General features: G+C 48.5%; 27 protein-coding genes and 1 pseudogene. 15 read left to right on the forward strand and 13 right to left on the reverse strand.

The features are described 5' to 3' along the window. Positions 1-44: 44 nt before the first annotated feature. Positions 45-530: a hypothetical protein gene (locus C7R94_RS01240; protein WP_106778129.1), complete on the reverse strand. Its 486-nt coding sequence runs from the start codon at positions 528-530 to the stop codon at positions 45-47. 256 nt (positions 531-786) lie between these two features. On the opposite strand from C7R94_RS01240, the gene C7R94_RS01245 reads away from it, so the two are divergent. The 4 genes from C7R94_RS01245 (at position 787) to C7R94_RS01260 (ending at position 5,442) form a co-directional block, all read left to right on the forward strand. After that, positions 787-2,877 carry a carbon starvation CstA family protein gene (locus C7R94_RS01245; RefSeq protein WP_106778130.1) on the forward strand — a complete coding sequence of 697 codons (2,091 nt, stop codon included), beginning with the start codon at positions 787-789 and terminating at the stop codon, positions 2,875-2,877. Continuing rightward, positions 2,874-3,086: a CstA-like transporter-associated (seleno)protein gene (locus tag C7R94_RS01250; RefSeq protein WP_047071681.1), complete on the forward strand. Its 213-nt coding sequence runs from the start codon at positions 2,874-2,876 to the stop codon at positions 3,084-3,086. The genes C7R94_RS01245 and C7R94_RS01250 overlap by 4 nt, the downstream gene beginning before the upstream one ends. 274 nt (positions 3,087-3,360) lie before the next feature. Then, the gene (locus C7R94_RS01255; RefSeq protein WP_106778131.1) at positions 3,361-4,191 is read left to right on the forward strand and encodes an inositol monophosphatase family protein; all 831 of its coding nucleotides are present in this window, start codon (positions 3,361-3,363) and stop codon (positions 4,189-4,191) included. 168 nt (positions 4,192-4,359) lie between these two features. Continuing rightward, positions 4,360-5,442 (forward strand): glycoside hydrolase family 15 protein, encoded by a 1,083-nt coding sequence (locus C7R94_RS01260; protein WP_106778132.1) that lies wholly within the window; start codon positions 4,360-4,362, stop codon positions 5,440-5,442. Between the two features lie 70 nt (positions 5,443-5,512). Here C7R94_RS01260 and C7R94_RS29950 read toward each other — a convergent pair whose 3' ends face one another. Together C7R94_RS29950 and C7R94_RS01270 are read right to left on the reverse strand one after the other, a co-directional pair. After that, on the reverse strand, positions 5,513-5,662 hold the full coding sequence (locus C7R94_RS29950) for a hypothetical protein (RefSeq protein WP_158264644.1): 150 nt from the start codon (positions 5,660-5,662) through the stop codon (positions 5,513-5,515). 244 nt (positions 5,663-5,906) lie between these two features. Next, positions 5,907-6,809: a DMT family transporter gene (locus C7R94_RS01270; RefSeq protein ID WP_106778134.1), complete on the reverse strand. Its 903-nt coding sequence runs from the start codon at positions 6,807-6,809 to the stop codon at positions 5,907-5,909. A gap of 164 nt (positions 6,810-6,973) precedes the next feature. Here C7R94_RS01270 and C7R94_RS01275 point away from each other — a divergent pair, with 164 nt between their 5' ends. Beyond that, positions 6,974-8,401 carry an aminotransferase-like domain-containing protein gene (locus C7R94_RS01275; protein WP_106778135.1) on the forward strand — a complete coding sequence of 476 codons (1,428 nt, stop codon included), beginning with the start codon at positions 6,974-6,976 and terminating at the stop codon, positions 8,399-8,401. Between the two features lie 29 nt (positions 8,402-8,430). Next, positions 8,431-9,208: pseudogene (locus C7R94_RS01280) on the forward strand (GNAT family N-acetyltransferase). Positions 9,209-9,234: 26 nt separating this feature from the next. On the opposite strand, the gene C7R94_RS01285 reads toward C7R94_RS01280, so the two are convergent. Together C7R94_RS01285 and C7R94_RS01290 are read right to left on the reverse strand one after the other, a co-directional pair. Then, positions 9,235-9,519, reverse strand: coding sequence for a LysR family transcriptional regulator substrate-binding protein (locus C7R94_RS01285; protein ID WP_233220441.1), 285 nt, complete (start codon positions 9,517-9,519; stop codon positions 9,235-9,237). A 120-nt stretch (positions 9,520-9,639) separates the two neighbouring features. Then, positions 9,640-10,866 (reverse strand): MFS transporter, encoded by a 1,227-nt coding sequence (locus C7R94_RS01290; RefSeq protein WP_255576532.1) that lies wholly within the window; start codon positions 10,864-10,866, stop codon positions 9,640-9,642. A gap of 286 nt (positions 10,867-11,152) precedes the next feature. Here C7R94_RS01290 and C7R94_RS01295 point away from each other — a divergent pair, with 286 nt between their 5' ends. The 4 genes from C7R94_RS01295 (at position 11,153) to C7R94_RS01310 (ending at position 14,059) form a co-directional block, all read left to right on the forward strand. Then, a complete protein-coding gene (locus C7R94_RS01295) occupies positions 11,153-11,725 on the forward strand; it encodes a PadR family transcriptional regulator (protein WP_048034144.1) in 573 nt (190 codons plus the stop codon). Further along, a complete protein-coding gene (locus C7R94_RS01300; RefSeq protein WP_233220443.1) occupies positions 11,709-12,689 on the forward strand; it encodes a BtrH N-terminal domain-containing protein in 981 nt (326 codons plus the stop codon). The genes C7R94_RS01295 and C7R94_RS01300 overlap by 17 nt, the downstream gene beginning before the upstream one ends. A gap of 79 nt (positions 12,690-12,768) precedes the next feature. Beyond that, positions 12,769-13,152, forward strand: coding sequence for a hypothetical protein (locus tag C7R94_RS01305; protein WP_106778137.1), 384 nt, complete (start codon positions 12,769-12,771; stop codon positions 13,150-13,152). A gap of 127 nt (positions 13,153-13,279) precedes the next feature. Continuing rightward, complete coding sequence (locus C7R94_RS01310) at positions 13,280-14,059, forward strand: GNAT family N-acetyltransferase (RefSeq protein ID WP_106778138.1); 780 nt, start codon at positions 13,280-13,282, stop codon at positions 14,057-14,059. Positions 14,060-14,080: 21 nt separating this feature from the next. Here the strand turns inward: C7R94_RS01310 and C7R94_RS01315 are convergent, their stop codons facing one another. Beyond that, entirely contained in the window at positions 14,081-14,962 is an 882-nt protein-coding gene (locus C7R94_RS01315; RefSeq protein ID WP_106778139.1) for a LysR family transcriptional regulator, read from the reverse strand. Positions 14,963-15,086: 124 nt separating this feature from the next. Here C7R94_RS01315 and C7R94_RS01320 point away from each other — a divergent pair, with 124 nt between their 5' ends. Beyond that, the gene (locus C7R94_RS01320; RefSeq protein WP_047071695.1) at positions 15,087-15,869 is read left to right on the forward strand and encodes a SagB/ThcOx family dehydrogenase; all 783 of its coding nucleotides are present in this window, start codon (positions 15,087-15,089) and stop codon (positions 15,867-15,869) included. 45 nt (positions 15,870-15,914) lie between these two features. Here C7R94_RS01320 and C7R94_RS01325 read toward each other — a convergent pair whose 3' ends face one another. Then, positions 15,915-16,631 carry a GDSL-type esterase/lipase family protein gene (locus tag C7R94_RS01325; RefSeq protein ID WP_106778140.1) on the reverse strand — a complete coding sequence of 239 codons (717 nt, stop codon included), beginning with the start codon at positions 16,629-16,631 and terminating at the stop codon, positions 15,915-15,917. A gap of 157 nt (positions 16,632-16,788) precedes the next feature. Here C7R94_RS01325 and C7R94_RS01330 point away from each other — a divergent pair, with 157 nt between their 5' ends. Then, positions 16,789-17,340 (forward strand): nitroreductase family protein, encoded by a 552-nt coding sequence (locus tag C7R94_RS01330; RefSeq protein WP_174769363.1) that lies wholly within the window; start codon positions 16,789-16,791, stop codon positions 17,338-17,340. 42 nt (positions 17,341-17,382) lie between these two features. Here C7R94_RS01330 and C7R94_RS01335 read toward each other — a convergent pair whose 3' ends face one another. Beyond that, positions 17,383-17,865 carry a DinB family protein gene (locus C7R94_RS01335; RefSeq protein WP_106778141.1) on the reverse strand — a complete coding sequence of 161 codons (483 nt, stop codon included), beginning with the start codon at positions 17,863-17,865 and terminating at the stop codon, positions 17,383-17,385. 144 nt (positions 17,866-18,009) lie between these two features. On the opposite strand from C7R94_RS01335, the gene C7R94_RS01340 reads away from it, so the two are divergent. Both C7R94_RS01340 and C7R94_RS01345 read left to right on the forward strand, forming a co-directional pair. After that, on the forward strand, positions 18,010-18,933 hold the full coding sequence (locus tag C7R94_RS01340; protein ID WP_106778142.1) for a LysR family transcriptional regulator: 924 nt from the start codon (positions 18,010-18,012) through the stop codon (positions 18,931-18,933). A 165-nt stretch (positions 18,934-19,098) separates the two neighbouring features. Continuing rightward, positions 19,099-19,869 carry an ANT(4')-I family aminoglycoside nucleotidyltransferase gene (locus C7R94_RS01345; protein WP_106778143.1) on the forward strand — a complete coding sequence of 257 codons (771 nt, stop codon included), beginning with the start codon at positions 19,099-19,101 and terminating at the stop codon, positions 19,867-19,869. Positions 19,870-19,958: 89 nt separating this feature from the next. On the opposite strand, the gene C7R94_RS01350 is transcribed toward C7R94_RS01345, so the two are convergent. The 5 genes from C7R94_RS01350 to C7R94_RS01370 form a co-directional block, all read right to left on the reverse strand. Beyond that, positions 19,959-20,333, reverse strand: coding sequence for a YybH family protein (locus C7R94_RS01350; RefSeq protein ID WP_106778144.1), 375 nt, complete (start codon positions 20,331-20,333; stop codon positions 19,959-19,961). Between the two features lie 522 nt (positions 20,334-20,855). Then, positions 20,856-21,590, reverse strand: a complete 735-nt coding sequence (locus C7R94_RS01355; protein ID WP_106778145.1) for an amino acid ABC transporter ATP-binding protein — start codon at positions 21,588-21,590, stop codon at positions 20,856-20,858. 18 nt (positions 21,591-21,608) lie between these two features. After that, positions 21,609-22,304: an amino acid ABC transporter permease gene (locus C7R94_RS01360; RefSeq protein WP_106778146.1), complete on the reverse strand. Its 696-nt coding sequence runs from the start codon at positions 22,302-22,304 to the stop codon at positions 21,609-21,611. Further along, positions 22,291-23,127 carry an amino acid ABC transporter substrate-binding protein gene (locus C7R94_RS01365; RefSeq protein WP_106778147.1) on the reverse strand — a complete coding sequence of 279 codons (837 nt, stop codon included), beginning with the start codon at positions 23,125-23,127 and terminating at the stop codon, positions 22,291-22,293. The genes C7R94_RS01360 and C7R94_RS01365 overlap by 14 nt, the downstream gene beginning before the upstream one ends. 109 nt (positions 23,128-23,236) lie before the next feature. Beyond that, positions 23,237-24,064 carry an amino acid ABC transporter substrate-binding protein gene (locus C7R94_RS01370; protein WP_106778148.1) on the reverse strand — a complete coding sequence of 276 codons (828 nt, stop codon included), beginning with the start codon at positions 24,062-24,064 and terminating at the stop codon, positions 23,237-23,239. An 807-nt stretch (positions 24,065-24,871) separates the two neighbouring features. Here C7R94_RS01370 and C7R94_RS01380 point away from each other — a divergent pair. Beyond that, on the forward strand, positions 24,872-25,273 hold the full coding sequence (locus C7R94_RS01380; RefSeq protein WP_106778150.1) for a hypothetical protein: 402 nt from the start codon (positions 24,872-24,874) through the stop codon (positions 25,271-25,273). Position 25,274: the final 1 nt, after the last annotated feature.

A 25,274-nucleotide genomic window follows, 5' to 3' on the forward strand; every position in this document is an offset into this window, starting at 1 on the left:
GTGTCCCGTTTGGGGGAAGGATTGGTCTGCTTTTTTCTGACAGCTTACATGGGATATTCATCGTTTTTCTTACGTGTCACCATGATCCCGCCCAATACGATCAGGATCAAGCCGAGGATGCCGCCTACTTGGGTAGACGCCAGATTCGCGATCAAAAATACGATAGCAAGAACGGTGAGGATGCCAATGGGGATCAAGAGAGCAGGTTTGCGATTGCCGAATATGTACAGCTCGGTAAGCCCCACGGCAGGACCAATCAGGAAGAAGGGCCACGTCGTGCTCATATCCCCCTGAAAAAATAGCTGGCTGAAAAAGAAGAGTGGGGCATAAACGAGCAAGATCCCGCCCGGTACGAGCAATCCAGCGCGATTCGGCTTTGGGTTCATAAAAAAGAAAATATGAAACCCGATTCCCGGGATGAGAAGGAAGACTGGCCATAGCAAGTCCATTGCGAGCGGTACGTTCAGGTAGGTAGCCAGAACAAAAATCGCTCCGATTCCGATAATGATGTAACCCGCGATACGTCGCATGTGCGTATTCTCCTTTTTGATTTCCATACCAATTTATGTATAACTTTAACATATTGTGGCGGAGATTGGATCAGACTCAGGGCGGAGACTTCCTACGTCCCAAAATTGAACGCGCTTACACTCAAACGAGGATGGTGCAGCTTGTGCATGTTTTTGTACGGTTCAACCATTTTTTATGTTGGCAAGTTGTCCGATGTGATACGTTTTTCTAAGGTTCATTGCCTGAATATTTGATAAATAGAAGGAGGCGACTCGGATGAAGAAGTGGTTTCTGTCCCTCTTGATTTGGGGCGGGATAGCCGCATTGGGTGCTGTCGGATTCGGGATGATAGCGCTGTGGCAAGGGGAATCAGTCAACTCGTTCTGGCTACTGACAGCCGCATTTTGCACTTATGCTGTAGCTTATCGTTTTTACAGCAAATTCATAGCCAAAAAACTAATGGCGCTCGATGACAATCGCGCTACTCCGGCAGAAGTGAACAACGACGGCAAAGACTTCGTGCCAACGAACAAATGGGTGTTGTTTGGGCACCATTTCGCTGCGATTGCAGGAGCAGGCCCGCTCGTAGGTCCTACGCTGGCTGCGCAAATGGGATATTTGCCGGGAACGATCTGGATTATCGTCGGGGTCGTGATCGGTGGGGCGGTACAGGACTTTATCATTCTGTTCGGATCGATGCGTCGCAATGGAAAGTCTCTCGGTCAGATTGCCAAGGAAGAGATCGGTCCTGTTGGCGGAGCACTCGCTTTGATTGGGATTATTGCCATTATGATTATCCTGATTGCTGTTTTGGCCATGGTTGTAGTTAACGCTCTTGCTGAATCACCGTGGGCTACCTTCACGATATTCATGACGCTGCCTATCGCGATATTGATGGGATTGTATATGCGCTATATACGACCCGGGCAGGTATTGGAAGGCTCGATTATCGGGCTTGCCTTTTTGTTCTTCTCCCTCTGGCTCGGTCAAATCGTTGCTGCATCGCCAACATGGGGACCAGCCTTTACGTTCTCTAAGGTACAGCTTGCCTGGATGATTATTGTGTACGGCTTTATTGCCTCGGTTCTGCCTGTATGGCTGCTGTTGGCACCGCGTGATTACCTCAGCTCGTTTTTGAAAGTAGGGACGATTGCGGTATTGGCGGTGGGAATCGTGCTGACACTGCCGCCGCTGCAAATGCCAGCACTGACGAAGTTCATCGATGGAACTGGCCCTGTTTTTGCAGGAAATCTGTTCCCCTTCTTGTTTATTACCATCGCGTGCGGAGCTGTATCGGGATTCCATTCTCTTGTATCATCCGGAACGACGCCGAAGATGATCGCGAAGGAATCGCATGCGCCATTGATCGGTTATGGCGGAATGCTGATGGAGTCTGGCGTCGCGGTTATGGCCATGATTGCAGCATGCGTGCTGACTCCTGGTGTCTATTTTGCGATCAACTCACCTGCCGCAGCAATTGGCGTAGATGTGGTCCAGGTTGCGACGACGATAACGGGCTGGGGCTATACCGTAACCCCTGACCACTTAACAACGCTCGCCAACGACATTCAAGAAAAGACGATCCTTTCCCGGACGGGCGGAGCGCCGTCACTAGCAATCGGGATGGCGACAATTTTCTCGGGTGTATTGGGTGGCAAGGCATTAATGGCGTTCTGGTATCACTTTGCGATCTTGTTTGAGGCCGTCTTTATTTTGACGACGATCGATGCGGGAACACGTGTCGGACGATTTATGGTACAAGACATGCTCGGCAACGTTATTCCGAAAATGAAGGAAGTCAACTGGCTGCCAGGTAATCTGATTGGTTCAGGGATCATTACCATCGGATGGGGATACTTCCTGCTCCAAGGTGTCATGGACCCGTTGGGAGGCATTTACACCCTGTGGCCGCTCTTTGGTATCGCCAACCAGATGCTCGCCGCGATTGCATTTACGGTGGGAACGACGATTATTTTCAAAATGGGCAAAGCGGCCTACTCATGGATTACGCTTGTACCAATGGCTTGGCTGACGACAGCTACGCTGACAGCGGGGTGGCAAAAGCTGTTCCATCCTGATCCGAAAATCGGGTTCCTCTCGCATGCAGAAGCATTCCAAAAGGCACTGGATGCCGGTACACTGCCAAACGGAGTAAAAACAGTGGAAGCTGCACAAAAAATGATCTTCAACGACCAGATCGATGCTGTGGTATGTGCAATCTTCATGGTCATTACGATTGGGATCATTCTCGACGGTGCGCGGGTATGGATCAATATTCTCCGCGGCAAGCACTATCCGCTGCAGGAGTCGCCGTACATCAAGTCCAAAGGAAATGTATTTGATGGGAAAGGACATCACGTAGCATGAGGCGCAAGCTAAGAACCATGCGAAAGGCAATGCGCAAAGTGAGCTCTGCTATTAAAACGATTTTCGGAATGCCCGACTATGATCGCTATCTCGCCCATTGGTACGAGACGCATGGGGCACCGGGTATCTTTCCGATGACAGAGCGTGAGTACTACATGTACGCATTGACCGAACGATTTGAAAAAGGCGGCGTAACGCGCTGCTGCTAAAGTGGTCATGTATAAAAGGGTGTCTCCCGGTCAGAAAATGACGAGGGAGACACCCTTTTTCGAGCTGGGTGCAGCAACGACATTTCAGGCACACTCCCCATGGCTAACGTGTGGTGTAACAGCAGGTAAAGTATGGTACACTAAATCATATAGCATGGCCGTTTTTAAACACGAGCTGTCTCATCATAGTCAAATAAAGCGTCGAAGCCTCTCTTTCTAGTAGAAAAGGGCGTGCTTTGCGAAAAAATAAGTCAAGTTTTAGGTGGCGATACGTGTGCAAGCATCAACACTGGCGGCTCTCAAGGAGCTCGCTTTGCAATGCGCCCGTTCAGCGGGTGAGCTGAGTCTGAAGCGAATGAAGGAGCCTTTTACCGTCGAGTATAAAACATCAGCCTCCGATCTTGTTACAGCCGTAGATAAAGAAGTGGAGAATCACGTCATTCAGATGATTCTTGAACGCTTCCCTGATCACGGCATTCTTGGAGAAGAGAGTGCACATGCGGAGGATTACAAGCAGTATGACACGCTTTGGGTCATCGACCCGATTGATGGCACGACCAATTTTGTTCATCAGCAAATCAATTTTTCCGTTTCCATTGCCGTCTACCATAAGGGAGAGGGAATGGTCGGAGCGGTTTACGATCCTTCCAGAGACGAGTTGTTTTATGCGGTAAAAGGGGAAGGGGCTTTTCTTAATGATCGTCCCTTGCAGGTGAATCGAGCAGTGAGCCTGGAACAGGCTTTGTTATGCACGAGCGTATTTTGGAACAAGCGTGCTGAGCAGATCGGCGTCGACTTGATCGTGAAAAAGCTTGCCGGGAAGGTTCGCGGAATGCGTCTCTTAGGAAGCGCCGCTTTGGAGATGGCATATGTGGCTGCTGGAAGACTGGATGGCTACGTCAGTATGCAGCTCAATGCGTGGGATTTTGGGGCAGCTCGCATTATTGTAGAAGAAGCGGGCGGCCGGGTGACGACCATGATGGGGACACCGCTGCCATACGACCAAAAAAGCAGCGTAATGGCTTGCAACCCGACATTTTATGAGGAGCTTCAGCATTACCTGAAATCCGAACAGACCGATACCGATGTGCCTTCACAAAATTAAGTGTCACCAGAACCCGCTGGACCTGCGCATCCAGTGGGTTTTCTTTTGCTGTGCAGATTGGGTTTTCGTTTGGATGTCGGTTGCATATGCTATAAAAGCATAGCCGGAAGACGAGCAGCGACTGTATTTGTTGCGAAGTCGGCTTGTCCGAATAAGGGGGGATAACCCATGACCCTGATTGAGGAAAGTGTAGAGCTGATCCTACAACATCAAGCGAGCACCGGGGCGTATCTCGCTTCACGGGCATTTGTCCACTATCAGTATGCGTGGCTCCGCGATGGCACATTTACGGCCTACGCGATGAACCGTACCGGCAACCATGAGAGTGCCCGCAAGTTTTACCAATGGTGCGATGATGTGATCCGTAAGCATGAGGCAAAGGCTAGAGCAGCCATTACGGCAGTAAAAACAGGATTAGACAACGATAAGGCGGGAAACGACCGCTTTTTGCATACGCGCTATACAGTGGACGGAGAAGAAGTGGCAGGCGAATGGGGCAGCTATCAACTCGATGGCTACGGGACATGGCTGTGGGGGCTGGCTGAGCATGTGCGGATGAGTGGGGAGTATGACTTGATTCATGAGCTGAAGCCATCTATTGAACTGACGATTGACTATGTAGTGGCGTGCTGGCAGCTCCCTAACTTTGATTGCTGGGAAGAGGGGGGAGACCGAATCCACCCAGTGACGCTAGGGGCCATTTATGCCGGGATTAAGGCGATGGAGCCTTATTTGCCCGACCGAGCTTCTGAACTCGCTCAAGAAGGAGAGACCATTCGCCAATTCATACGCGAGCATGGCACAGCCAACGGACGATTGATAAAATCCGTTGGGGATCATTCTGTAGATGCAAGTCTACTCTGGCTGGCACTCCCGTATGGGGTCGTCGACGTGGATGATACGCTTATGATCCGAACTGTGCAGGTCATAGAAGAAGAGCTGCTCGCAGGATACGGAGTACATCGCTACCCGGCCGATACGTATTACGGCGGGGGACAGTGGCTGCTGTTATCCGCATGGTTGGGCTGGTATTACGTGAAAACGGGCAGGCGTGAGGAAGCCGAAAAGATAGCAGCGTGGATTGTTTCCCAGCGGCAAGCGAGCGGACTGCCTGAACAAGTACAGGAGCATTTGCTTTCACCGTCTCATTATGAGTCGTGGGTGGAGAGGGCAGGTCAGCCCGCTGTGCCGCTCCTTTGGTCGCATGCGATGTTTCTCGTGCTGGCGGCAGAGCTCGGCATTCCGTACTAGCCAGGAAGAGGGTCTTCCTGGTTTTTCTTATTGCTGACATCAATTGACACCATTTGATGCTATGCTCAGCTCAGGACTCTGTTGGAATACTCGCAAGCAGCTTGGCTATCACAGACAGGGTTTCTTTTGCAAATGGCTTGTCCGTGAAGGAGGGGAGAGCTTCATAGGACAAAATCAGAGCAACCGCTTCCTCTGTCGTGAGGGCAAGGGGCGCTTGCAAGGGAGCGCCTGCCTCGCTGAGCATAGAGACAGTCTGTGATTTGCACTTTGAGGATGCCTGCGCACAAATGAGATGCCCGGTTCTGTTTCTCCGGAGGAGACTGAGTCAAAGCTCGATGTGAAGCTCTCTCTGATCCAAATGGTTACGAGACATCCGCAAAGCAAAACGGTAGTCATTCCAAGCTCCAAGCATATTGATTCCGATCGATACGCCTATAGCGACAAGCATGGAAATACTGGCGTTTCTAAAAGGGTTGGTGTTTGAATGTGCTTCTGGATAACCGAGGCTTCATCGTTGCGAGCAGGACACCGACAAGCGTCACAACGCCACCAGCCATCGTCACAAGCGTAGGACCTTCACCCAGCCACACCCAAGCAATCAGAAAAGCGAGCACTGGCGTCATGTAAAGGGAGGTAGTAGCCTCCGATGTTCCAACGACAGAAGTCACATAGGCGAGGGACAAATAAGCAACAACACTAGGGAAAATGCCCAAATACACAACACTGAGTGTCACATCCCAAGGCGCTTGAGCTATCGCTGTGCCAAGTCCGGGCAGAAAGAAGAGCATGCAGAAGGTACCTGCCCATAAGGTGTAGGCGGTAAACGCAAGAACGCCGTATTTTTCTACGAATGGCTTCTGAAACGCAAAGTAAATGCTTTCGCTACTGGCTGCCAATAAAATCAAGAATATTCCGTCTGTTATTTGGAGGGTCTCTCCTGTGCCAATCGTACAGATGGCGACTCCTAGAAAACTGATCAGTGCACCGAACCAGCCTCTCACACCGAAATGCTCCCGGAAGAATAGGAGAGCGAGGAGAGCCGAAAAGATCGGCGTCGTCGTGACCAAAAGGCTGGCTACACCTGCACTTACGCTCATCTCCCCGTAGTTGAGCGCTGTATGGTAAACGGCGAAACCCAAGCCCCCAAGCATAAGGATAGCTGGGACATCCTTTAACTCCGGCAGACGGATACGGAAAAAGAGTGCGAGTATCCCAAGAAAAAGAGAGCCGATAAGAAAGCGAAGCAGCGAGAGATACTCCGGCGAGTAGGCTTGCAGCCCAACGCGAATACCGGCAAAGGCCGAGGCCCATAACAAGATGCTGATGGCATGTGCAGCGAAAATACGACTTCTGACATGATGAAACAAGATAACTTCCCTCCTTTGTATGAAAAACCAACCAGCTATTCACTGCTTCTTCTTTCTTTTTCATGGTAATCAAGAAGTGGTAAAATATCTGCAACCACTTGGCTATCAAAAAAACCAACCACTTTTACCTATAAAGATGAGGAAGACGAAGGGGATCGATCAGGTTGCACAGAGAGAAGCGCTTGCCGAAATATCGGAAAATTATTGATTTTATCAAAGGAAAAATTTCGACAGGAGAATGGCCGATTGGCAGCAAAATCCCCAGCCAACGCGACTTGGCACAATCGTTCGAAGTCAATCGGAGCACGGTCATTGCGGCATTGGAGGAGCTAACAGCAGACGGGTTGATCGAGGGAAAGCTGGGGATGGGCACTGTCGTTGTCAATAATACCTGGACGCTGTTGGCTACGACACCACCTCCGGATTGGAGTGAGTATGTCCGATCTGGATTGCACAAGCCAAGCATGACGGCGGTTCAAGAAATCAATAAGCGTGAATTCCAGGCAGACCTGATTCAGCTGAGCAAAGGAGAGCTCTCCCCTGACATGTTTCCAGTCGATACGATGAAGCAAGTCATGGAGCGGGTAACGAGGAACCTTAGCGGATTTGGATATGAAGAGCCGAGAGGGTACCTTCCCCTGCGCCAAGCGGTCAGTGATTATGTCGGACGACAAGGAATTACAGCTTCGCCGTCTTCTGTCTTAATCGTGTCTGGTGCCTTGCAGGCGCTCCAGCTCATTTCGGTCGGGTTATTGCATCGAGGTTCAACTGTGTTTTTGGAACAGCCTTCGTATCTCAATTCCTTGCATGTGTTCCAGTCGGCGGGGATGGAGCTTGCGGGGTTGCCGATGGATCGTCAGGGGATGATTGCACAGGCGATCTATGCGAGGCGAAAACAGGAGCATGGTGCGATTCTATACACCAATCCTTGCTTTCATAATCCAACAGGCATCCTGATGACAGAAAAACGCCGGCTGGAGCTGCTGCGGGTATGTGAAGAAGAGCGTCTGCCGATTATCGAGGATGACATTTACCGCGAGCTGTGGACGAAAGAGCCTCCGCCGCTGCCGCTCAAAGCAAGAGATAAACACGGACATGTCCTGTACATCGGGAGCCTGTCCAAGACACTGACCCCCGGCTTGCGGATTGGATGGGTAGTGGGGCCTGAGCCAGTTATCGAACGCCTGGCCGATATCAAGATGCAGACGGATTACGGTGTCAGCTCTCTATCGCAACGTGTGGCGGAGGAGTGGCTGGCGAGTGGCTTGTATGAGAGGCATATGCACAAGGTCAGAGAGCAGCTCATTACAAGACGAGCGGCTGCCATCCGGGCACTTACGAAGCACATGAGTGAGCTCGCGACGTGGGAAGTACCTGACGGAGGATATTTCATCTGGCTGAAAATGAATGGAAAGCTCTCGACGATGGAGCTCTTTACAGCAGCCAAACGCCAGGGCATTCTGCTGAATCCGGGCAACATTTACGGGGAGACGCAAGAAGGGTATGTGCGGCTCTCGTATGGGTACGCTTCGATCGCCGATTTTGAATCTGGCATTGAGAGGCTTGGTCAAATCGTCCGCGATCATAGATAAAAGAAGAGGAAAGGTGGAGGCGGTAAACAATGGAGTATATAGAGATCACGAAAAAGAATTATAGAAACGGAGCACATATGCTGTGCATTAGGTGCAAAACAATACGAACATTCAGTAGCTGAGAAGAAGAAGTGGCTGACAGAGCGAATGGATGAAGGTTTGGTTTTTTATCGCTTGGATGAGCGAGCAAAAGTGTTTATTGAGTACTTGCCTGCGGAAATGGCATGGGTTCCAATTGAAGCGCCCAATTATATGTATATTAACTGTTTGTGGGTCTCTGGCAGATATAAAGAGAACGGGCATGCGAAGCAATTGTTGCATCATTGCAAGGAAGATGCCAACAAACGTGGTATGGACGGAATCGTTCATATCGTAGGGAAGAACAAGTACCCGTATTTGAGTGAGAGACGCTTTTTTGAACATATGGGATTTGAGCTGACAGACCAAGCAGAACCATATTTTCAATTAGTGGCATGGAAATGGAATGAACAAGCTGCTATGCCGTCCTTTAAGAAAACAGAAACGACTTCTTCAAAGGAGAAGGGCGTCACCATTTATTACACCGCGCAGTGTCCATTTGCTGTTGGTATTTTGGAAGAGTTAAGAAAAGTAGCGGAAGCGAAAGGTGTCCCCTTTCATGCTTACAGGCTAACAACGAGGGAAGCGGCACAGAACGCGCCTGTCATATGGACGACCTTTGGCTTGTTTTATCAAGGTGAATTTATTACCCATGAAATCATGAGCGCCAACAAATTTGAAAAATGGCTAACAGAGCTTCTCACACACCAAAAGCCCCGCCAACCCTAATAGGCGAGGGCTTTGTGCGTATGTGGCTACTTGCTCGTTGGCGTGAAATCCATGCCTTTTACATATTGCTGGCTGTGAACGGCGAACTCTGCCGTGAGTGGGGAGATCGACTGCCAGTTGCGCACTGCGAGCACCACTTCCCTTGTAATCGGAGGAGAAAGAGGGATCGCTACGACCTTGGGGATGACAGGTGGCATGTACAGCTCAGGCATGATGGTGACGCCGATATACTCCTGCACCATGGTCAAAATCGTATACACCTCACGCACTTCAAACGTAACTGTTGGGGTGATGTGATTCTCCTGCAGCATTTTTCGGATGCAGCCATCCTTTGGCATGCATTCGGTACTAGCCAGGAAGATGGTCTTCCTGGTTTTTCTTATTGCTGACAACGATTGATACCATTAGTTTCATACTTCTTAAGGCACTCCTTAGCTCTTTATAGACACATCTTTTTCCAAAGTTACTTCATGAAATGATTTCATACGTAGTTGTAAAAATGGGGTGAACAATAATGTAAAAGCCGAAGCTAACAATCCAATGCCACCCGCAAATAAAGCGAACCGTAAACCCATTGTGCCCCCTATCATCCCTCCAATTAACGAACCAAGCGGTAAAGACCCCCACGAGATAAATCGAAACGTAGCATTCACGCGACCTTGCAGGGCATCGGGTACAATTACTTGACGTAAACTGATGGTACTAATGCTAAACATGGAGACACCCATTCCAAAAAGAAGCTGTCCCGTCATCATAATCAACGCCATACTTAATTCTGATCCTACTGCTAATGGAGCAAGCAAACCGCCACTTGCTGCGACCGTAGCGGACCCCACAATTGTTGGACCTACCCCAAAACGACGTACAGCCCTTTGGGCAAGCAGAGAGCCAAATAGGTACCCTACTCCTAGCGTTCCATAAATGATGCCAAGAATGCTTGCGCTGATTTTGAGTTCTTGCGATGCATATAGAACATAAACACTAAAAATAACATTCCAGGAAAGGTTAAAGACTGTTGAGCAGCGCACCACTCCCCACAGCAACGGTTTTGTGTAAACTGTATGCAGCCCTTCTTTTATTTCCAGCCACATGTTTTTTTGCTTTTTCGCATCTGTCACGACTGTCTCCAACTTCCGAATCCGGGCTATGTACACTGCGGATACAAAAAAGGATGCCGCCGTGAACAATATTGCAAAGGGAGCGGTGATTAACTGTTCCAGTCCACCTGATAAACCCGGCCCGGCAATTTGTGCGGTAGATTTACTTGTCTCTAGTTTGCTGTTCCCATCAACAAGCTGCTCCTTGCTCACAATGGAAGGCAGAAAGGATGTATAGGCAACATCAAAAAAGACAGTACAGATACCCACTAGGAAGGCTATCAAATACAGAACTGTCATATTCAGAAATCCAGTTAAGGCTGTCAGCGGCACAATGAGCAGTAATGCACCCCTGAAAAAGTTAGCGGCGACAAGAATTGGTCGCCGGGGAAATCTGTCTATCCATACACCAGCGAGCAAACCGAAAAGGATAAATGGTGCATACTCGGCAAATCCAAGCAATCCCATTTGCATGGGACTGGCCCCTAAATAAAGAGCTGCCACTAAAGGCATTCCTAATAATGCAACCTGAGTCCCAAACTGTGATGCCGTTTGCCCAATCTAGAGCCTGCGAAAATCTGTGTTAGTTAACAATCCTTCTACCTTGTTACTCATGTTCGTTCCCCCATTTTTCGTTACAACTAATTGCCATTTTTAGTATAGGGGAATGTACGTTTCAAGATCTTGCGCTTTCATTATCAACCTCAAGACCCATACATTCTGAAGTTCGTCAGTTCCTGATTTGAACATTCTCAAGCTGTAGTTTTTTAGCTGATTCGGTTATTGAATTTTTATTACACCTACGTTATATTTCACATATGAAATATTGAAGGTAAGGAGTCTCTCTATGCATACATTATCGAATGTCGAATTCATGCTCCTGCAAATGATCGCGGAACATCGTCAAGCTTCCGGATACGATATTATGAAGTTAGTCGAACAGCGAGGTTATAAAGAATGGGCGAATATCGGTACAACCTCGATATATACAGGATTGAAGAAACTTAGCGATAAAGGATGGATCTCACCCGAGACATCCGACGAGAAATCCGGCAAGGGGCCAGCGCCGACCCGGTTTGCCCTCACCGAAGTGGGTATACGTAAGCTGAGAAATGAAATTCTTGATAGTCTGTCGTCTACACGGGAACGGGACAACCGCTTCGATCTCGGTTTGGCCGCTTTGCCCCATATCGGGAAGGAAGAGGCTGTCATTGCTTTACGGAAACGACTGGATTTTCTTGAACAAGCCTCGATAAAAATAAGACAGAAGTACGAATCACAAGGCGGAGCTAGCTTGCCGCTGAACGTAAGGGCGTTGTTTTTGCATCCATTCAGCTTAATCGAGAGCGAGCAAGCGTTCGTTAGACGTTTCATACATGAATTATTGGAGGAGGCAAGTAGCCATGGTCAAATTTATTGAAGGTTTTATCCCTTATCAAGGCGAACATTGCGAAACAACCGCCATGGGCAATTTAATGCAATATGCGGGAGTCCACCTGTCTGAGCCGATGTTGTTCGGACTCGGGCAAGGTCTTGGATTCATATACTGGGATTCGAAGGGAATGGACTTCCCCTTCATCGGAGGAAGGATAAAACCGGATAAACTGACCGCTTATCTCGCCGAACGACTCGGCTTGAACGTCAGATATCAAGAAACCTCGTCCGTCAATAAGGCGTGGCAGAACGTCCGAAACAGCATCGAACACGGCATTCCGGTTGGGCTTAAATTAGATGCCTATTACTTGGATTATTTTACGAACAAAGTGCACTTCGCCGGTCACTATGCGGTACTTTACGGTATAGATGACGAATACGCCTACTTAGCGGACACCAGACAACAGGGTGGACTAGTGAAGACGAGTTTGACAAGCTTGGCCGCTGCCAGAAATGCAAAGGGACCCATGAGCTCCCGGAATCGTTCCTTTACGATCGAGCCAAACGACGCATTGCTTCCGCTTGTTTCTGCTATGCACGAATCCTTGACCATGAATGCGCATGACTATCTGAACCCGCCTATTCAGAATATTGGCAATAGAGGCGTTGTTAAAATGAGCAATGAAATCTTGAAGTGGCCTTCTCGCAGCAACAATTTCGAACATGATTTATGTCTTACCGCGACGCTAATGGAGCGGGCGGGAACTGGCGGCGCTTTATTTCGGAATCTGTATAGGGATTATTTGAGAGAATGTGCTGATCGGCTGGAGGACCCGAGGATCGAACAAGCCCACTCTATGTTTACAGAGATCGCTCCAATGTGGGTTAGCGTGTCTGCTTCAATCGACCATGCAGGAAGAACAGGTGAGCACCAAGAGCTCGTGCACGCGTCTAAGCTGTTGCTCGAGATTGCGGATAAAGAACGCGCAGCCATGGAGCTATTGTTGTGATAGCCTTATTTCATACCAGTAAATATGCTTTAATGATCGCGTATAATAGCTCGATTTCAAAAAAGGAGGAATCCGAAAGTTGAAGTTCTATCGCTATGTGTTAAGTATCCCACCTTTGGATTGGGAGTGTTGCTTTCTTAGCATTGAGGAGTATAAGCAGAGCTTTGCGAATAAGTATCATCAGAATATAGAGTACTACAAGCGAGTTATCGGGGATTGTCAACAGCATCTCGTTGATATCGACAACCTTGCTGCTGTGGCTTATAAAGATCTGTGTGCAAGCGTTCATTCTGCTGAGCTGCGTTGTCCAGCCATGATTTTCTCCATGCCAAGTGGTGATCATCGGGGTTCAGCTATGTTTTGTATCATGTACAAGCTTGAAGAGGACGGGGATACGTTTATTTACTCTCCTGTGCCACTTGTTCATCTAGAGCAAGATCGAGCAGGTGAAATTGAGCTTTAATGGTTTGTATCCAGAGGTGGCTTGAATGCTAATCAACTGTGTGCCGATAACATGATTGTAACGGCTCAACCGAAAGGGGCTGCCCTCGCTATAGATAAAAGCAGAGGAAAAGTGGGGATAGTAAAAAATGGGGTATATAGAAATCACGAAAAAGAATATAGAAACGCAGCACATATGCTGTGCATTAGGTGCAAAGCAATACGAGAATGCAGTAGCCGAGAAGAAGAAGTGGCTGACAGAGCGCATGGATGAAGGCTTGGTTTTTTATCGCTTAAATGAGCGGGCAAAAGTGTTTATTGAATACTTGCCTGCGGACATGGCATGGGTGCCTATTGAAGCACCCAATTATATGTATATCAACTGCTTGTGGGTGTCTGGCAAATATAAAGAAAACGGGCATGCGAAACAGTTGTTGCATTATTGCAAGGAAGATGCCGTCAAACGTGGCATGGACGGAATCGTTCATATCGTAGGGAAGAACAAGTACCCATATTTGAGTGAGAGACGCTTTTTTGAACATATGGGATTTGAGTTGGCAGACCAAGCAGAACCGTATTTTCAATTAGTGGCATGGAAATGGAATGAACAAGCTGCTACGCCGTCCTTTAAGAAAACAGAAACGACTTCTTCAAAGGAGAAGGGCGTCACCATTTATTACACCGCGCAGTGTCCATTTGCTGTTGGTATTTTGGAAGAGTTGAGAAAAGTAGCGGAAGCGAAAGGTGTCCCCTTTCATGCGTACAGGCTGACAACGAGGGAAGAGGCACAGAACGCGCCTGTCATATGGACGACCTTTGGCTTGTTTTATCAAGGTGAATTTATTACCCATGAAATCATGAGCGCCAACAAATTTGAAAAATGGCTAACAGAGCTTCTCACACACCAAAAGCCCCGCCAACCCCAATAGGCGAGGGCTTTGTTTATATGGCTACTTGCTCGTGGGCGTGAAATCCATGCCTTTTACATATTGCTGGCTGTGAACGGCGAACTCTGCCGTGAGTGGGGAGATCGACTGCCAGTTGCGCACTGCGAGCACCACTTCCCTTGTAATCGGAGGAGACAGAGGGATCGCTACGACTTTGGGGATGACAGGTGGCATGTACAGCTCAGGCATGATGGTGACGCCGATATACTCCTGCACCATGGTCAAAATCGTATACACCTCACGCACTTCAAACGTAACTGTTGGGTTGATGTGATTCTCTTGCAGCATTTTTCGGATGCAGCCATCCTTTGGCATGATAAAACAGCGCTCTGCGATTTCGGAAAAACGAAGGGTCTGACTGTCCTTCAACGGATGGGTATCTGGCAAAATGACCATCATTTCGTCTTGCAAGAGCGGCAACGTTTGCATTTCCTTATCAGGCATAACGGTAAAAGCAATGTCGACAACCGAGCTGTGCAGCCAGTTGCTAATCTCATCACTATCGCCTTCCAAAAGCAGGATGTCCACGGCCGGAAACCGCTTGCGAAAGCTGCCCAAAAGTCCGGGCAAGAAGCGTGAAGCAACGCTGGGAATCGAGGCAATACGCAGGGTGCCGGACGTAATCCCGCGGGCCACGTTTGCTTCCTCCGTCATGCAGGATGTGATGTTCAATATGTCGCGAGCGTGCGTAAGCATTCGTTCTCCGATGCTCGTCGGAGTGATCCCGCTGCGACTTCGCTGAAAAAGGCTGACGCCTAGCTCTTTTTCCAGGGACTGAATCATCTGCGAGACGGCGGATTGCGTAAAGCCGATTTCTTCTGCTGCCCGCGTGAAGCTTCCAGCTTTTGCTGCGGCGACAAACACTTGTAGTTGGGTAAGCGTCATGTCTCCTCGTTCCTTTCATTAGTTTTCTCTAATGAAAAATATTATAAATCATTGTTTTACTAATGGAAAAGAGCTTCGTATAGTAAAAGACATCACCACTAAGCACATACGAGGAGGAACATAGATGCATCCCGAATGGCAGCGAATTGCAAATGAATTTATCGAGGCGACCTCTTACCGGGTGGGCGAGCTGGAAAAAGGCTGGGCCTCTCGCTACGATTTTTCCAAAAGACCGGCGACGTATTTACAGTATGAAGAGGTGTTTGCCCGTATTGAATTGGGCAAGCCGCAGTTTCCAGCGTCAGTCGATTTGTGGGAGGTCCTCGCGAATCGAAGATCCAAGCGTAATTTCTTGAAGCAGCCCATGACGCTTAACGAATTGAATCTCTTGCTGTGGGGTACACAGGGCATCACAGATGATATGGGAGACTATCAATTACGCACGACGCCGTCTGCCGGGGCCCTGTATCCGATTGAGACGTACCTGATGATCAACAACGTGGAGGGACTCGAGAAAGGCCTGTATCACCTGGATGTACAGAATTGGTGCTTGGAGGGATTGAAGAGAGAAGACACGTCTGAGATCGCCTATATGCTCACAGAAGAACAAGAGGTGACGAGACGGGCTGCTGTCAATTTCGTTTGGACAGCGATGGTGGATCGCACGAAAGACAAATACAAAGAACGTGCGTACCGCTATATTTGGTGGGATTCCGGGCACGTGGCGCAGAACCTGCATTTGGTAGCAAACGGACTGGGGCTTGGGGTAACGACGATTGGTCACTGGATGGATCATGACATGAACGAATATTTAGGCATCGATGGCACGTCCCATTTGTCTGTCCTGATGGCATCAGTGGGCAAAATCGCAGGCGGACATTGGCTGACGGACCGTCGACCGGAATAAGCACGTAAAAAGGATGGGCATAAATAGCCGCATCCTTTTTTTCATTTATGATGGCGTGCCAAGTGAGATGTCATGTGCAGAAAGTGTATCGCGAAGAACGGTTGCCATGAGTTGGTAGCCGAGGACATGCGGATGAAGTCCGTCGTCAGCCAATTCCTTGCGCAGTGTGATGCCATCTGCGTCCGTCATGCGGGAGTGATAATCGACATAGAGACAGTTTGTTTGTTCAGCAATAGCTTGAAAACGTTTATTGATAATGATGACGAGCTCGTTTCGCTCACAGTTGCGTGCGTATCGGTCCATACATGTAGGCAAGAGGGAACAAAGAATGGGCTGAATGCCTTGCTCGAGAGCTGCTTGCACCATTGCTTCTACATCACTGGTCACCTGCTGGCAAATCTCTTGGGGTGTCAGTCGGTCGGAAGGCAAGAATGTATCCAACGCCCATGTATTGTTAATCCCGATCATCATTACCACGTAACGTGGCTTCAATTGAAGGACATCCGCGGCAAAACGTCTGCGGGCCTGCTCGGTTGTGTCACCGCCGATTCCACGATTCACGATCGTCTGACCCGACCGGCTAAAAAAGGTAGCGAGATCCCACCAATGCGTGATGGAATCGCCGAAAAAAACAAAATCGACTGGCTGCTGGTGGAAAAGCAGCGCTTCATTATGAAAGTCGAACTCGTTGCGTCGCCTGTCTGCTGGCGCATCGATACTGAAAAATCCGGGCTTAATGAGAGCCGGGCGCTGTCCGTCCAAGCTACATCCCTCCTCGTCCAAAAGTTTACCATATCCCTGTCAGTATGGTGTGCAGTTTCGTTTACTTCTTACTTGATTTTGACGAGTGTACACGATAACATATGTTCTGAATAAGACTGATAACCATTATCAAAGTGTGGAAGTCTAAGAGAAGAGGGTGACCGTTGTGTCCATTGCCAAAATCATTCGAGAGCGCCGCTCTATTAAAAAAGACTATAAACCAGATGCTGTGTCCGAAGAACTTGTTCTGGAGCTGTTGAATGACGCAGTGTACGCGCCGAACCATGGGATTCGGGAGCCATGGAGATTTATGTTTGTACCTTCAGAGAAAAAAGAAGCGTTTGTAGAGAAGCTAATTACCTGCTATCCTCCAGAAGCCCATCAGGCGCGCAGAGACATGTACAACCAGCCAGCAGCCTATTTGGTCGTCATCATGAAGGAAGATCCGCGCCAAAAACAATGGGAAGAAGATTTCAGTGCGACGGCTGCTCTCATCCAAAACTTCCAGCTGCTCGCATGGGAGCGTGGTCTAGGCGTCGTCTGGAAAACAAACGCGCACAACTGGGACCCGAAGGCACACGCCATCTTGGGTGTTGCGCCAGGAGAGAAAATCGTCGGTTTCCTGCACCTCGGTTTTTTCGATCAGGAAAATGTCCCAGCAGCACGCACACGCACACCTGCCGAAGAAAAGTTCACTCGGTTCGAATAAACGAAAAAAACGAGACCATTCGAAGGTCTCGTTTTTTTGCAATTACTTTGCGGCTGCTTCCTGGACTACGACTTTTACCATGCTCGAAATGATCCCCAGATGGATGGACTCGTGCATGACGGCAAAGTTAAAGACTTCTCCAACCGTCGTAAACTGGAAGGGACCCATTGTAATGGGGGCAGGCAAAGCTGCCTCTAACTCGTCAGGGGTGACGGAGGACAACAGTTCTAGCTGTACAGACAAATAGTGAATCAGCTCATCTTTCGAGGGAGGTGCGGTCGTCCAGTCAGAAGGCTTTGTTCCCGTCTGAAAAAGCGTAGCGTAAGAAGCGGGCAGGTCAGATTGGAAAGGCAAGCCGATGGACAGGAAATGCTGAAAACAAAAGACGATATGCCCGATATTCCAGCGAAGTGTATTTGAAAAAGCGGGGGATTGAACATCCAATAGCTCCTCAGGAATCATGGGAATCTGCTGCAGGCCAATTTGACGAACGGATGTGGCAGTAGTGATCATGCTTTGAGACATGAGACAAACCTCCCTATCATTTTCCTATGATTGACAGCGCTCTTACCGTCAACTAAAGTGTACGTCGTAGGGGAAAACGCAACAATCATGCTTTTCCGATTAGAATGATTAGTAAAAATGATAATGGGTGTATGGGGTGAAGCAATGGAGCTCAGGCAATTGGAGTATTTTATGGCAATATGTGAAGAAATGCATTTTTCCCGGGCCTCAGAAAAGCTGTGTACCTCGCAGTCCAATCTCAGCCAGCAAATCAAGTTTTTAGAGAGTGAGCTGGGTGTCCCGCTGTTTGATCGCTTGGGCAAGAGAATCACGCTGACAGAAGCAGGAAAGGTATTGCTGGAACAGAGTCGGCATGTTTTTTCCCATATCAACTACGCACGAGAAGCGATTGCAGCCATGAAAAACAACGAAGGGGGCACGCTCACGATCGGTGTCCTGCCTGGCGATGCCGATTTGTTGTTTGATGCTCTTCTTGTAGAATTCCACCGCTTGTATCCGAAAACATCCTTATCCGTCATAGAGTCTACAAGAATCGTGGAGCAAATCACATCCGGCGAGATTGATTTGGGCGTGACTGTGTTACCTGAGCCGGATGAGAGAATCACTGTCATTCCGCTATTTCATGAAGAGTTCGCGCTTGCCGTTCATCGCGCACATCCACTCGCCAAGGAAAAGGCAATCAATTTTGGGCAGCTTCAAGATGTGAAAATGGTAATGTTTCCGCCGGATCATCAAGCAAGACAGCTCATCAATCGCTATTGCATACAGGAAGGCTTTCGTTTGCAGCCTCATATCGAAACAACTACACTCCAGTCTCAATTGAGTCTTGTAAAAAAGGGGATCGGGGGCTGTATCCTACCTAGCTTGTTGCTGCAAAACGTAAACGACGACGAGATTGCGATCATCAATCTCTTGCATCCGACACCCAGCCAAGACATCTGTCTGGTTTATCGCAAGGACAAATATATGGGGTTCGCCGCTCGTACCTTCATTGATACGCTACAAGCGTATATTCAATCGGCTATCGACAACGCCCAAGCCTTCGCTACGAACCAAAATCGCTCGTAGGATTTTCCTTTCTCTGGTAAAATGCATATCATGACGAACTTTATGATCTGGTCGATGGGAGGAAGTTCACATGCATCCAAAAAAAGTCCCCCGTTAATCCCGAGGTCCTCCATTCATGTATTTGTGTCAGCTCACCTCACAATATTTCAAGGGAGATGTACGTAAATGAACATGAATGGACCTGTAAAAATTTCTCGAAGTGAACGATTTCAAACCTGCCAAGAAATTGCTGCGAGATTGCACGAAGTGTACAAAGAAAAGGTTCTCGCCATTGGGGTGTATGGTTCCATTTCTCGCGGGACAGACGGCCCATATTCGGATATTGAGATGTTTTGTGTACTGGAAGAATCAGGGGAAGAAATAGAATTTAGCTACGAATGGTCGGCTGGACCTTGGAAGGCTGAAGTGAATGTGTGCAGTGCAGATGTTTTACTGAACACCGCCGCTACTGTCGAGGATGATTGGCCACTGACACATGGCCCATTCTTTTCTCCGCTGAGTCTATATGATCCGAAGGGCTTTTTTGAAAGGCTCAAAAAAGCAGCCGAATCACCATCGCAGGAAGATTTCACAGAGGGTATCAACGGTATTCTCGTAGGGGAAATGTACGAGTTTATTGGCAAATTGCGAAACGTAAATCTAAACGGCCCACATACCTATCTGCCCTACTTGGCCATGCAGTTTGCCCAATACGGTGCAATGTTGATCGGGCTGCATAACCGAAAGCTTTACTCGACAGGGGCCAAGGTTTTGCCAGAAGCGCTGGAATTGCCGCATCGTCCGGTTGGATTCGATCAGGTAGCCAGATTGGTAATGGCCGGGGATTTGACTGATCCAGCAAAAATCGTTACTGCTTGCGAAGCATTCTGGGATGGTCTCCAGGAGTGGGCTGCACAGCATCAGTATGTGATTCATTCAGAGCGAATTCCTTTTTAATGGATAAAAAACAAATGAGACCCCTTGCATGCAGGGGTCTCGACTTACCAAGAAAGCCTTGCTTCCTAGCGAGGCTTTTATCTTTGGGCTTACTCAACTTTTCCGCTCAAATGCTCATGAATGAGCTTCCATTCATTTGTCTCTGTTTTCGTAAAAATATTCGTGGCTCTGCCACTTCCCGTGACGAATTCCCCGTTGTAATAGCCTTGATATTGATACGTATATATACAGGTAGCAGAATTTTGATCGACAGTAATCCACTGGACATCCGTAGCTGCGTAGACTTCGTCTTTGATCAAATGCCATGCATTTTCAAAGTAGGCGCGAATCTCACTCATGGATGTACAAGTCTTGTCGGAAAACCAGTAAATGGCATTTGGATGAAGCACTTTTTCTACATTGGCAAAGCAATGTGTATTGGTAGCGTCAATATATTGCGCTAACGCCTGTTTATACCCTTCCACGAGTATCCCTCTCTCCGCTAAAATGGTCTATTTATCCATATTTTATAGGTTTGCGGCAAAGAAAAAAAGCCCGCCCGATGTAGAAGGGGGCTATTCGGGCGGAAATGGAGGACGTAATGTCCATCGTAGGGTCTGACACATTCATGATAGTTGTCTGATGTTAAGGAAGAGTAGAGAGAACATGAAACATTTGTTAATTTTAGGTTTGGTATAGAGGCGGAGGGCAAGCACCCGTTTTTTCTTTTTAATCGTTGGGATAGACAGGCATCCATACAGGAGAGATGCGGTTGTCATAAGCTGAATGGAGTACCGATCCTTGCCAGCAGATCGGTGCTTCCATCTGATCCCAATGAGAGGAGAGGAAGATTATGGGTTGCAATCGCGGTGGCTTTTTTGGGGGCGGTTTCCTTTGGATTCTCATCATCATTTTTCTCGTAATTGCCTTCCTTGATGATTAAGGCTTCATAGTAGAGAAAAGACTCTGTGCTCTTATACAAGAGACAGAGTCTTTTTTTCTGATCCCTACTTCAAATGCTGCAAAAACTGACGTGTGCGTTCTTCGCGCGGCTTTGCGAACAAATGGGAAGGTGTATCTCGTTCCACGATGATGCCTTGGTCCATGAAAATAACCTCGTCGGCAACTTCCCGGGCGAACCCCATCTCGTGCGTGACCACGATCATCGTCATTCCTTCCTGCGCAAGCTCCTTCATCACCTTCAACACTTCGCCAACGAGCTCCGGGTCGAGAGCGGAGGTAGGCTCGTCAAATAGCATGACTTGCGGGTCCATCGCCAGTGCCCGAGCAATCCCTACACGCTGCTGTTGTCCGCCAGACAACTGTGCAGGGTAATGATCCAGCTTGTCACCGAGCCCTACTTTTGTCAGGAGAGCAGCGGCTTTCGCACGTGCTTTTTCTTTGTCTTCTTTTTTGACAGTGACAGGCCCCTCCATCACATTTTCAACGGCTGTCATGTGCGGGAACAGATTGTAGTTTTGGAACACCATCCCGGTTTGCTTTCGCAGCTTCGGAATACTCGTTCTCTCTACCTTTTTGGAAAAATCCAGCTTGACATCACCGATCTGGACGCTGCCGCTGGTCGGAACCTCAAGTGCATTCAGGCAGCGAAGCAAGGTTGTTTTCCCGGAGCCAGAAGGGCCGATGATAACGACTACCTTTCCTTTTTCCACCGAGAGGGAAATGCCTTTGAGCACATGTAAGGTGTTAAATTGTTTATGCACATCCGTGATCGTAATCATACGTTTTTCACCTGCTTTTTAGACATAACGGTCCAGCTTGTTTTCGATGCGATCCTGGATAATGGAGAGTACAAAGCAAATCACCCAGTAAATAAGGGCTGCTTCCACGTAAACGAGCAGCGGCTCATATGTCGCAGCGACGACTTCTTGGGCTTTGCGAAACATCTCCGGTACCAGGACGACCGAAGCCAGCGAAGTATCCTTGACCAAACTAATAAACGAGTTGGACAAAGGAGGAATGGAGACGCGAGCTGCCTGAGGGAGTACGACTCTGCGCAGTGCTTGCCAGTAGGTCATCCCCAGAGAGTAAGCTGCTTCCCATTGTCCTTTGTGAATGGACAAGATTGCGGCACGTACGACCTCGGAGGAGTAGGCGCCGACGCTGAGAGAGAAGCCGATGATTGCCGACGGTATCGGATCGATCATCAAGCCGATGCTCGGCAAGCCATAAAAAATGATGAACAATTGGACCAATAACGGAGTACCGCGAATGATCGATACATAAAAGCGGGCGATGGCAATCAGCGGCTTAATGCCGGATAGTCGTGCCAGCGCAGTGAGAACGGCAAGGATCAGACCAATGAAAAAGGCAGCGATGGCGATTGTTAAAGAATAGAGCAAGGCTCCTTTCAACAGAGGAAGAAAGGAGCTTTGCGCGATATCGATCCATCGGTTCAGGCGTTCTGGGTTTTCAAAGAAGCTATTTAGAGACATCTGCACCAAACCATTTCTCTGATATTTTTGCGAGGGTGCCATCTTTCGCCATGTCATCCAGTGCTTTGTTGAATGCATCAACCAGCTCTGTGCTGCCCTTGCGGAAGAGGAAGCCGTTTTTCGCTACGTTCGGATCTTTTGCGATGATTTTGATAGGAACATCAGGCTTTTGCTTCATGAAGTCCAACAGGGAAATTCCATCGTTGATCGTTATGTCTACACGCTTGGAAACAAGCAGGTCAATCGCTTGGTTAAAGCCTTCCACACCGACGATTTCCGCTCCGTTTTTCTTCGCGATATCGGTGAGGTTGCTCGTCAATGTTTGCGCTGCTTTCAGCCCTTTAATATCCTCGAAGCCTTTTACGGTCGTGTTGTCTTTATGGGTGACAAGGACCGCTGTGGATACAGTATATGGATTGGAGAAATCGTATTTTTCCTGACGATCAGGGCGAATGCCCACCTGATTCGCTACGACATCAAAGCGCTTGGAGTCAAGTCCAGCGAACATCGCATCCCATTGTGTTTCTTGAAACACAGGCTCTACACCGATGCGCTTCGCTACCTCTGTCACGACCTCCACATCATAGCCCGTCAGCTTGCCAGACTGATCGTGGAACGTAAACGGCGCGTATGTGCCCTCGGTTCCGATCAGAATTTTACCGTTAGCTTTTACTTTTTCCAACAAGTTTTGTTCTGTTTTCTCTTCTGTTGGGGCAGGAGCGGCGGCATTATTTTGCGGTGGCTGTCCCGTTGAAGACGACCCGCAACCTGCCAATGCGACTAACAGAGTGGAAGCGAGAAGGGAAAATAATAGTTTTTTCATAAATTAACCCCCACTAAACCGATGTGAATTTGAATAGGAACATACTAAAAGGGACAGACAATTTTGTCAACGAGTTTTCCGCGATAAAGGTTTTCTTCATGAGTAAGTATTACTTCGTGATATCCTCGCCGAACCATTTGACGGAAATTTTGGAAAGGGTGCCGTCCTGTTGCATCTCATCGAGCACCTTGTTAATCGCGTCAGTCAGTTCTGTGCTTCCTTTACGGAACATGAAAGCGGTTGGTTGGCCCTCAGTATTTTTTGCCACGACTTTGATTGGCGTATCCGGCTTTTGCTTCAGGAAATCAAGCACCGACAAATTATCATTAATCACGACGTCCACGCGTTTTTGCGCGATCAGGTCAATCGCTTGATTGAAGTTGTCTACACCGACAATTTCTGCTTCATGGGAGCGTGCGAGATCAGCGTAGTTGCTGGTCATGGATTGTCCGGCTTTCAAGCCTTTAATATCTTTGAAATCTTTGACAGTTTCGTTGTCCTTGTGCGTGACCAAAACCGCGCGAGAAATCGTATATGGCTTGGAGAAATCGTACTTTTCCTGACGATCAGGACGGATTCCTACCTGATTGGCAATGACGTCAAAGCGCTTGGAGTCGAGTCCCGCAAACATGGCATCCCACTGGGTTTCTTGGAACACAGGCTCTACACCGAGTCGCTTGGCAACTTCCGTGACAACCTCCACATCATAGCCGGTCAATTTGCCCGACTGATCATGGTACGTAAACGGAGAGTATGTACCTTCCGTACCAACGACGAGTTTCTTCTCGGCTTTTACTTTTTCCAGCAAATTTTGCGAAGCTGCTTGATCAGCAGACGGAGTCGTATTATTCGGCTGAGAAGGAGAACCGGAAGTGCTGCAGCCAACCATTCCCAGTAGCAGACAAGATAGTAAGGTAGACAGAATGACTTTTTTCATGTTGTAATCCCCTTTATGTTAATCGGATTTCATGGATTCATAGTAGTGGTCGTTCATGGCTTTGTCAATGTTTAAATTGTTAAAACCTATTTGATTACTATGGATTGAGGTCTATACAGCTGCCGTGAGGAGAAGAATATTTCCAGTCTAGGCTCCAGGCTCCGTCCTGCTGAGGGAGGGGACTGCCCGCTCCGAAGGGATTTGCGGGGAAACGCAAAAGTGGTAGCCGCTTCGACGTAGGGGCACGTTGCGTTTCTTTTGCCCGCAAATCCCTTCTCCGCTAAGTAGGACTCCACAAGTCGCTACGTCTGGAAATATTCTTCTCTGTCGTAACTGCTGACATTCCTTCGTTCTTTCAAAGCTTTAAAAAGCGGAGTAAACACGGACAGCTCGTAGAGGAAACAGGAGAAAAAAGCGAAGATCTTTGGTACACCGACCGAGACGGAATGCAAAAAGCGAAACACGCCTTTAAGCGTCCACCTCTGAATCACAGCCTGGAATGACCACTTTGGACGCGGTTTCGCTTTTTGCATGGAGGCGGGCAGTGAATCCCACAGCGGGTGGGACAAGAAGCTGAGCGTTTTCTCCTGTTTCCTCCCACCACAACAGTAACGTTTACACTTGTTATCTCTTTTAAGGATTCTCTATTCCTGCGGTAGCTATGTGCATGAGACGAAAACTTGGCGCATAAGTAGTGGTTGAGGTTCCTCGTCAAGAAGCGTACAATTAGTACGAATTGAAAGGCCTACAAGCAATGACGTGCTTGTTCTTCATAAGAGAGCGCACCGACAAAAGGAGTCAATCAACATGTTAAACGACTGGCGTATGTATACAGATGGAAGTGGAATGGAACAAAAGCATGTAGCTTGGCATGAAGTGCTGAAGGAAATCGCCCAATTGGATGGGGTAACGCGGACATTGGTTCACGCAGCGTATGGAGACCATGTCGATTTGGTTGTAGCAGGCGGGAACAACGGCAAAGTATTGGTGCAATGGAAAGAACACGAGCCGGCGGAGCAGCACTTTGTCCTTGCGGCAGACAAGCAATCGGCGGTGATGTCCACGATCGTCATCGAGGGTAGTGAGGTTGCCTTTCCCCTTTCCTGGTGTGTTCCGCTTGAGCAGGTTGTTCCTTTGTGCGGCGATTTGCTACGAACGTGTGAAAAAGGGGAGCCGACCGAACTCGAATGGCTTCCGGTAGAAATGTAGG

The sequence above is a fragment of the Brevibacillus sp. NRRL NRS-603 genome (assembly GCF_003013445.1).
Classification (GTDB): Bacteria; Bacillota; Bacilli; order Brevibacillales; family Brevibacillaceae; genus Brevibacillus; species Brevibacillus formosus.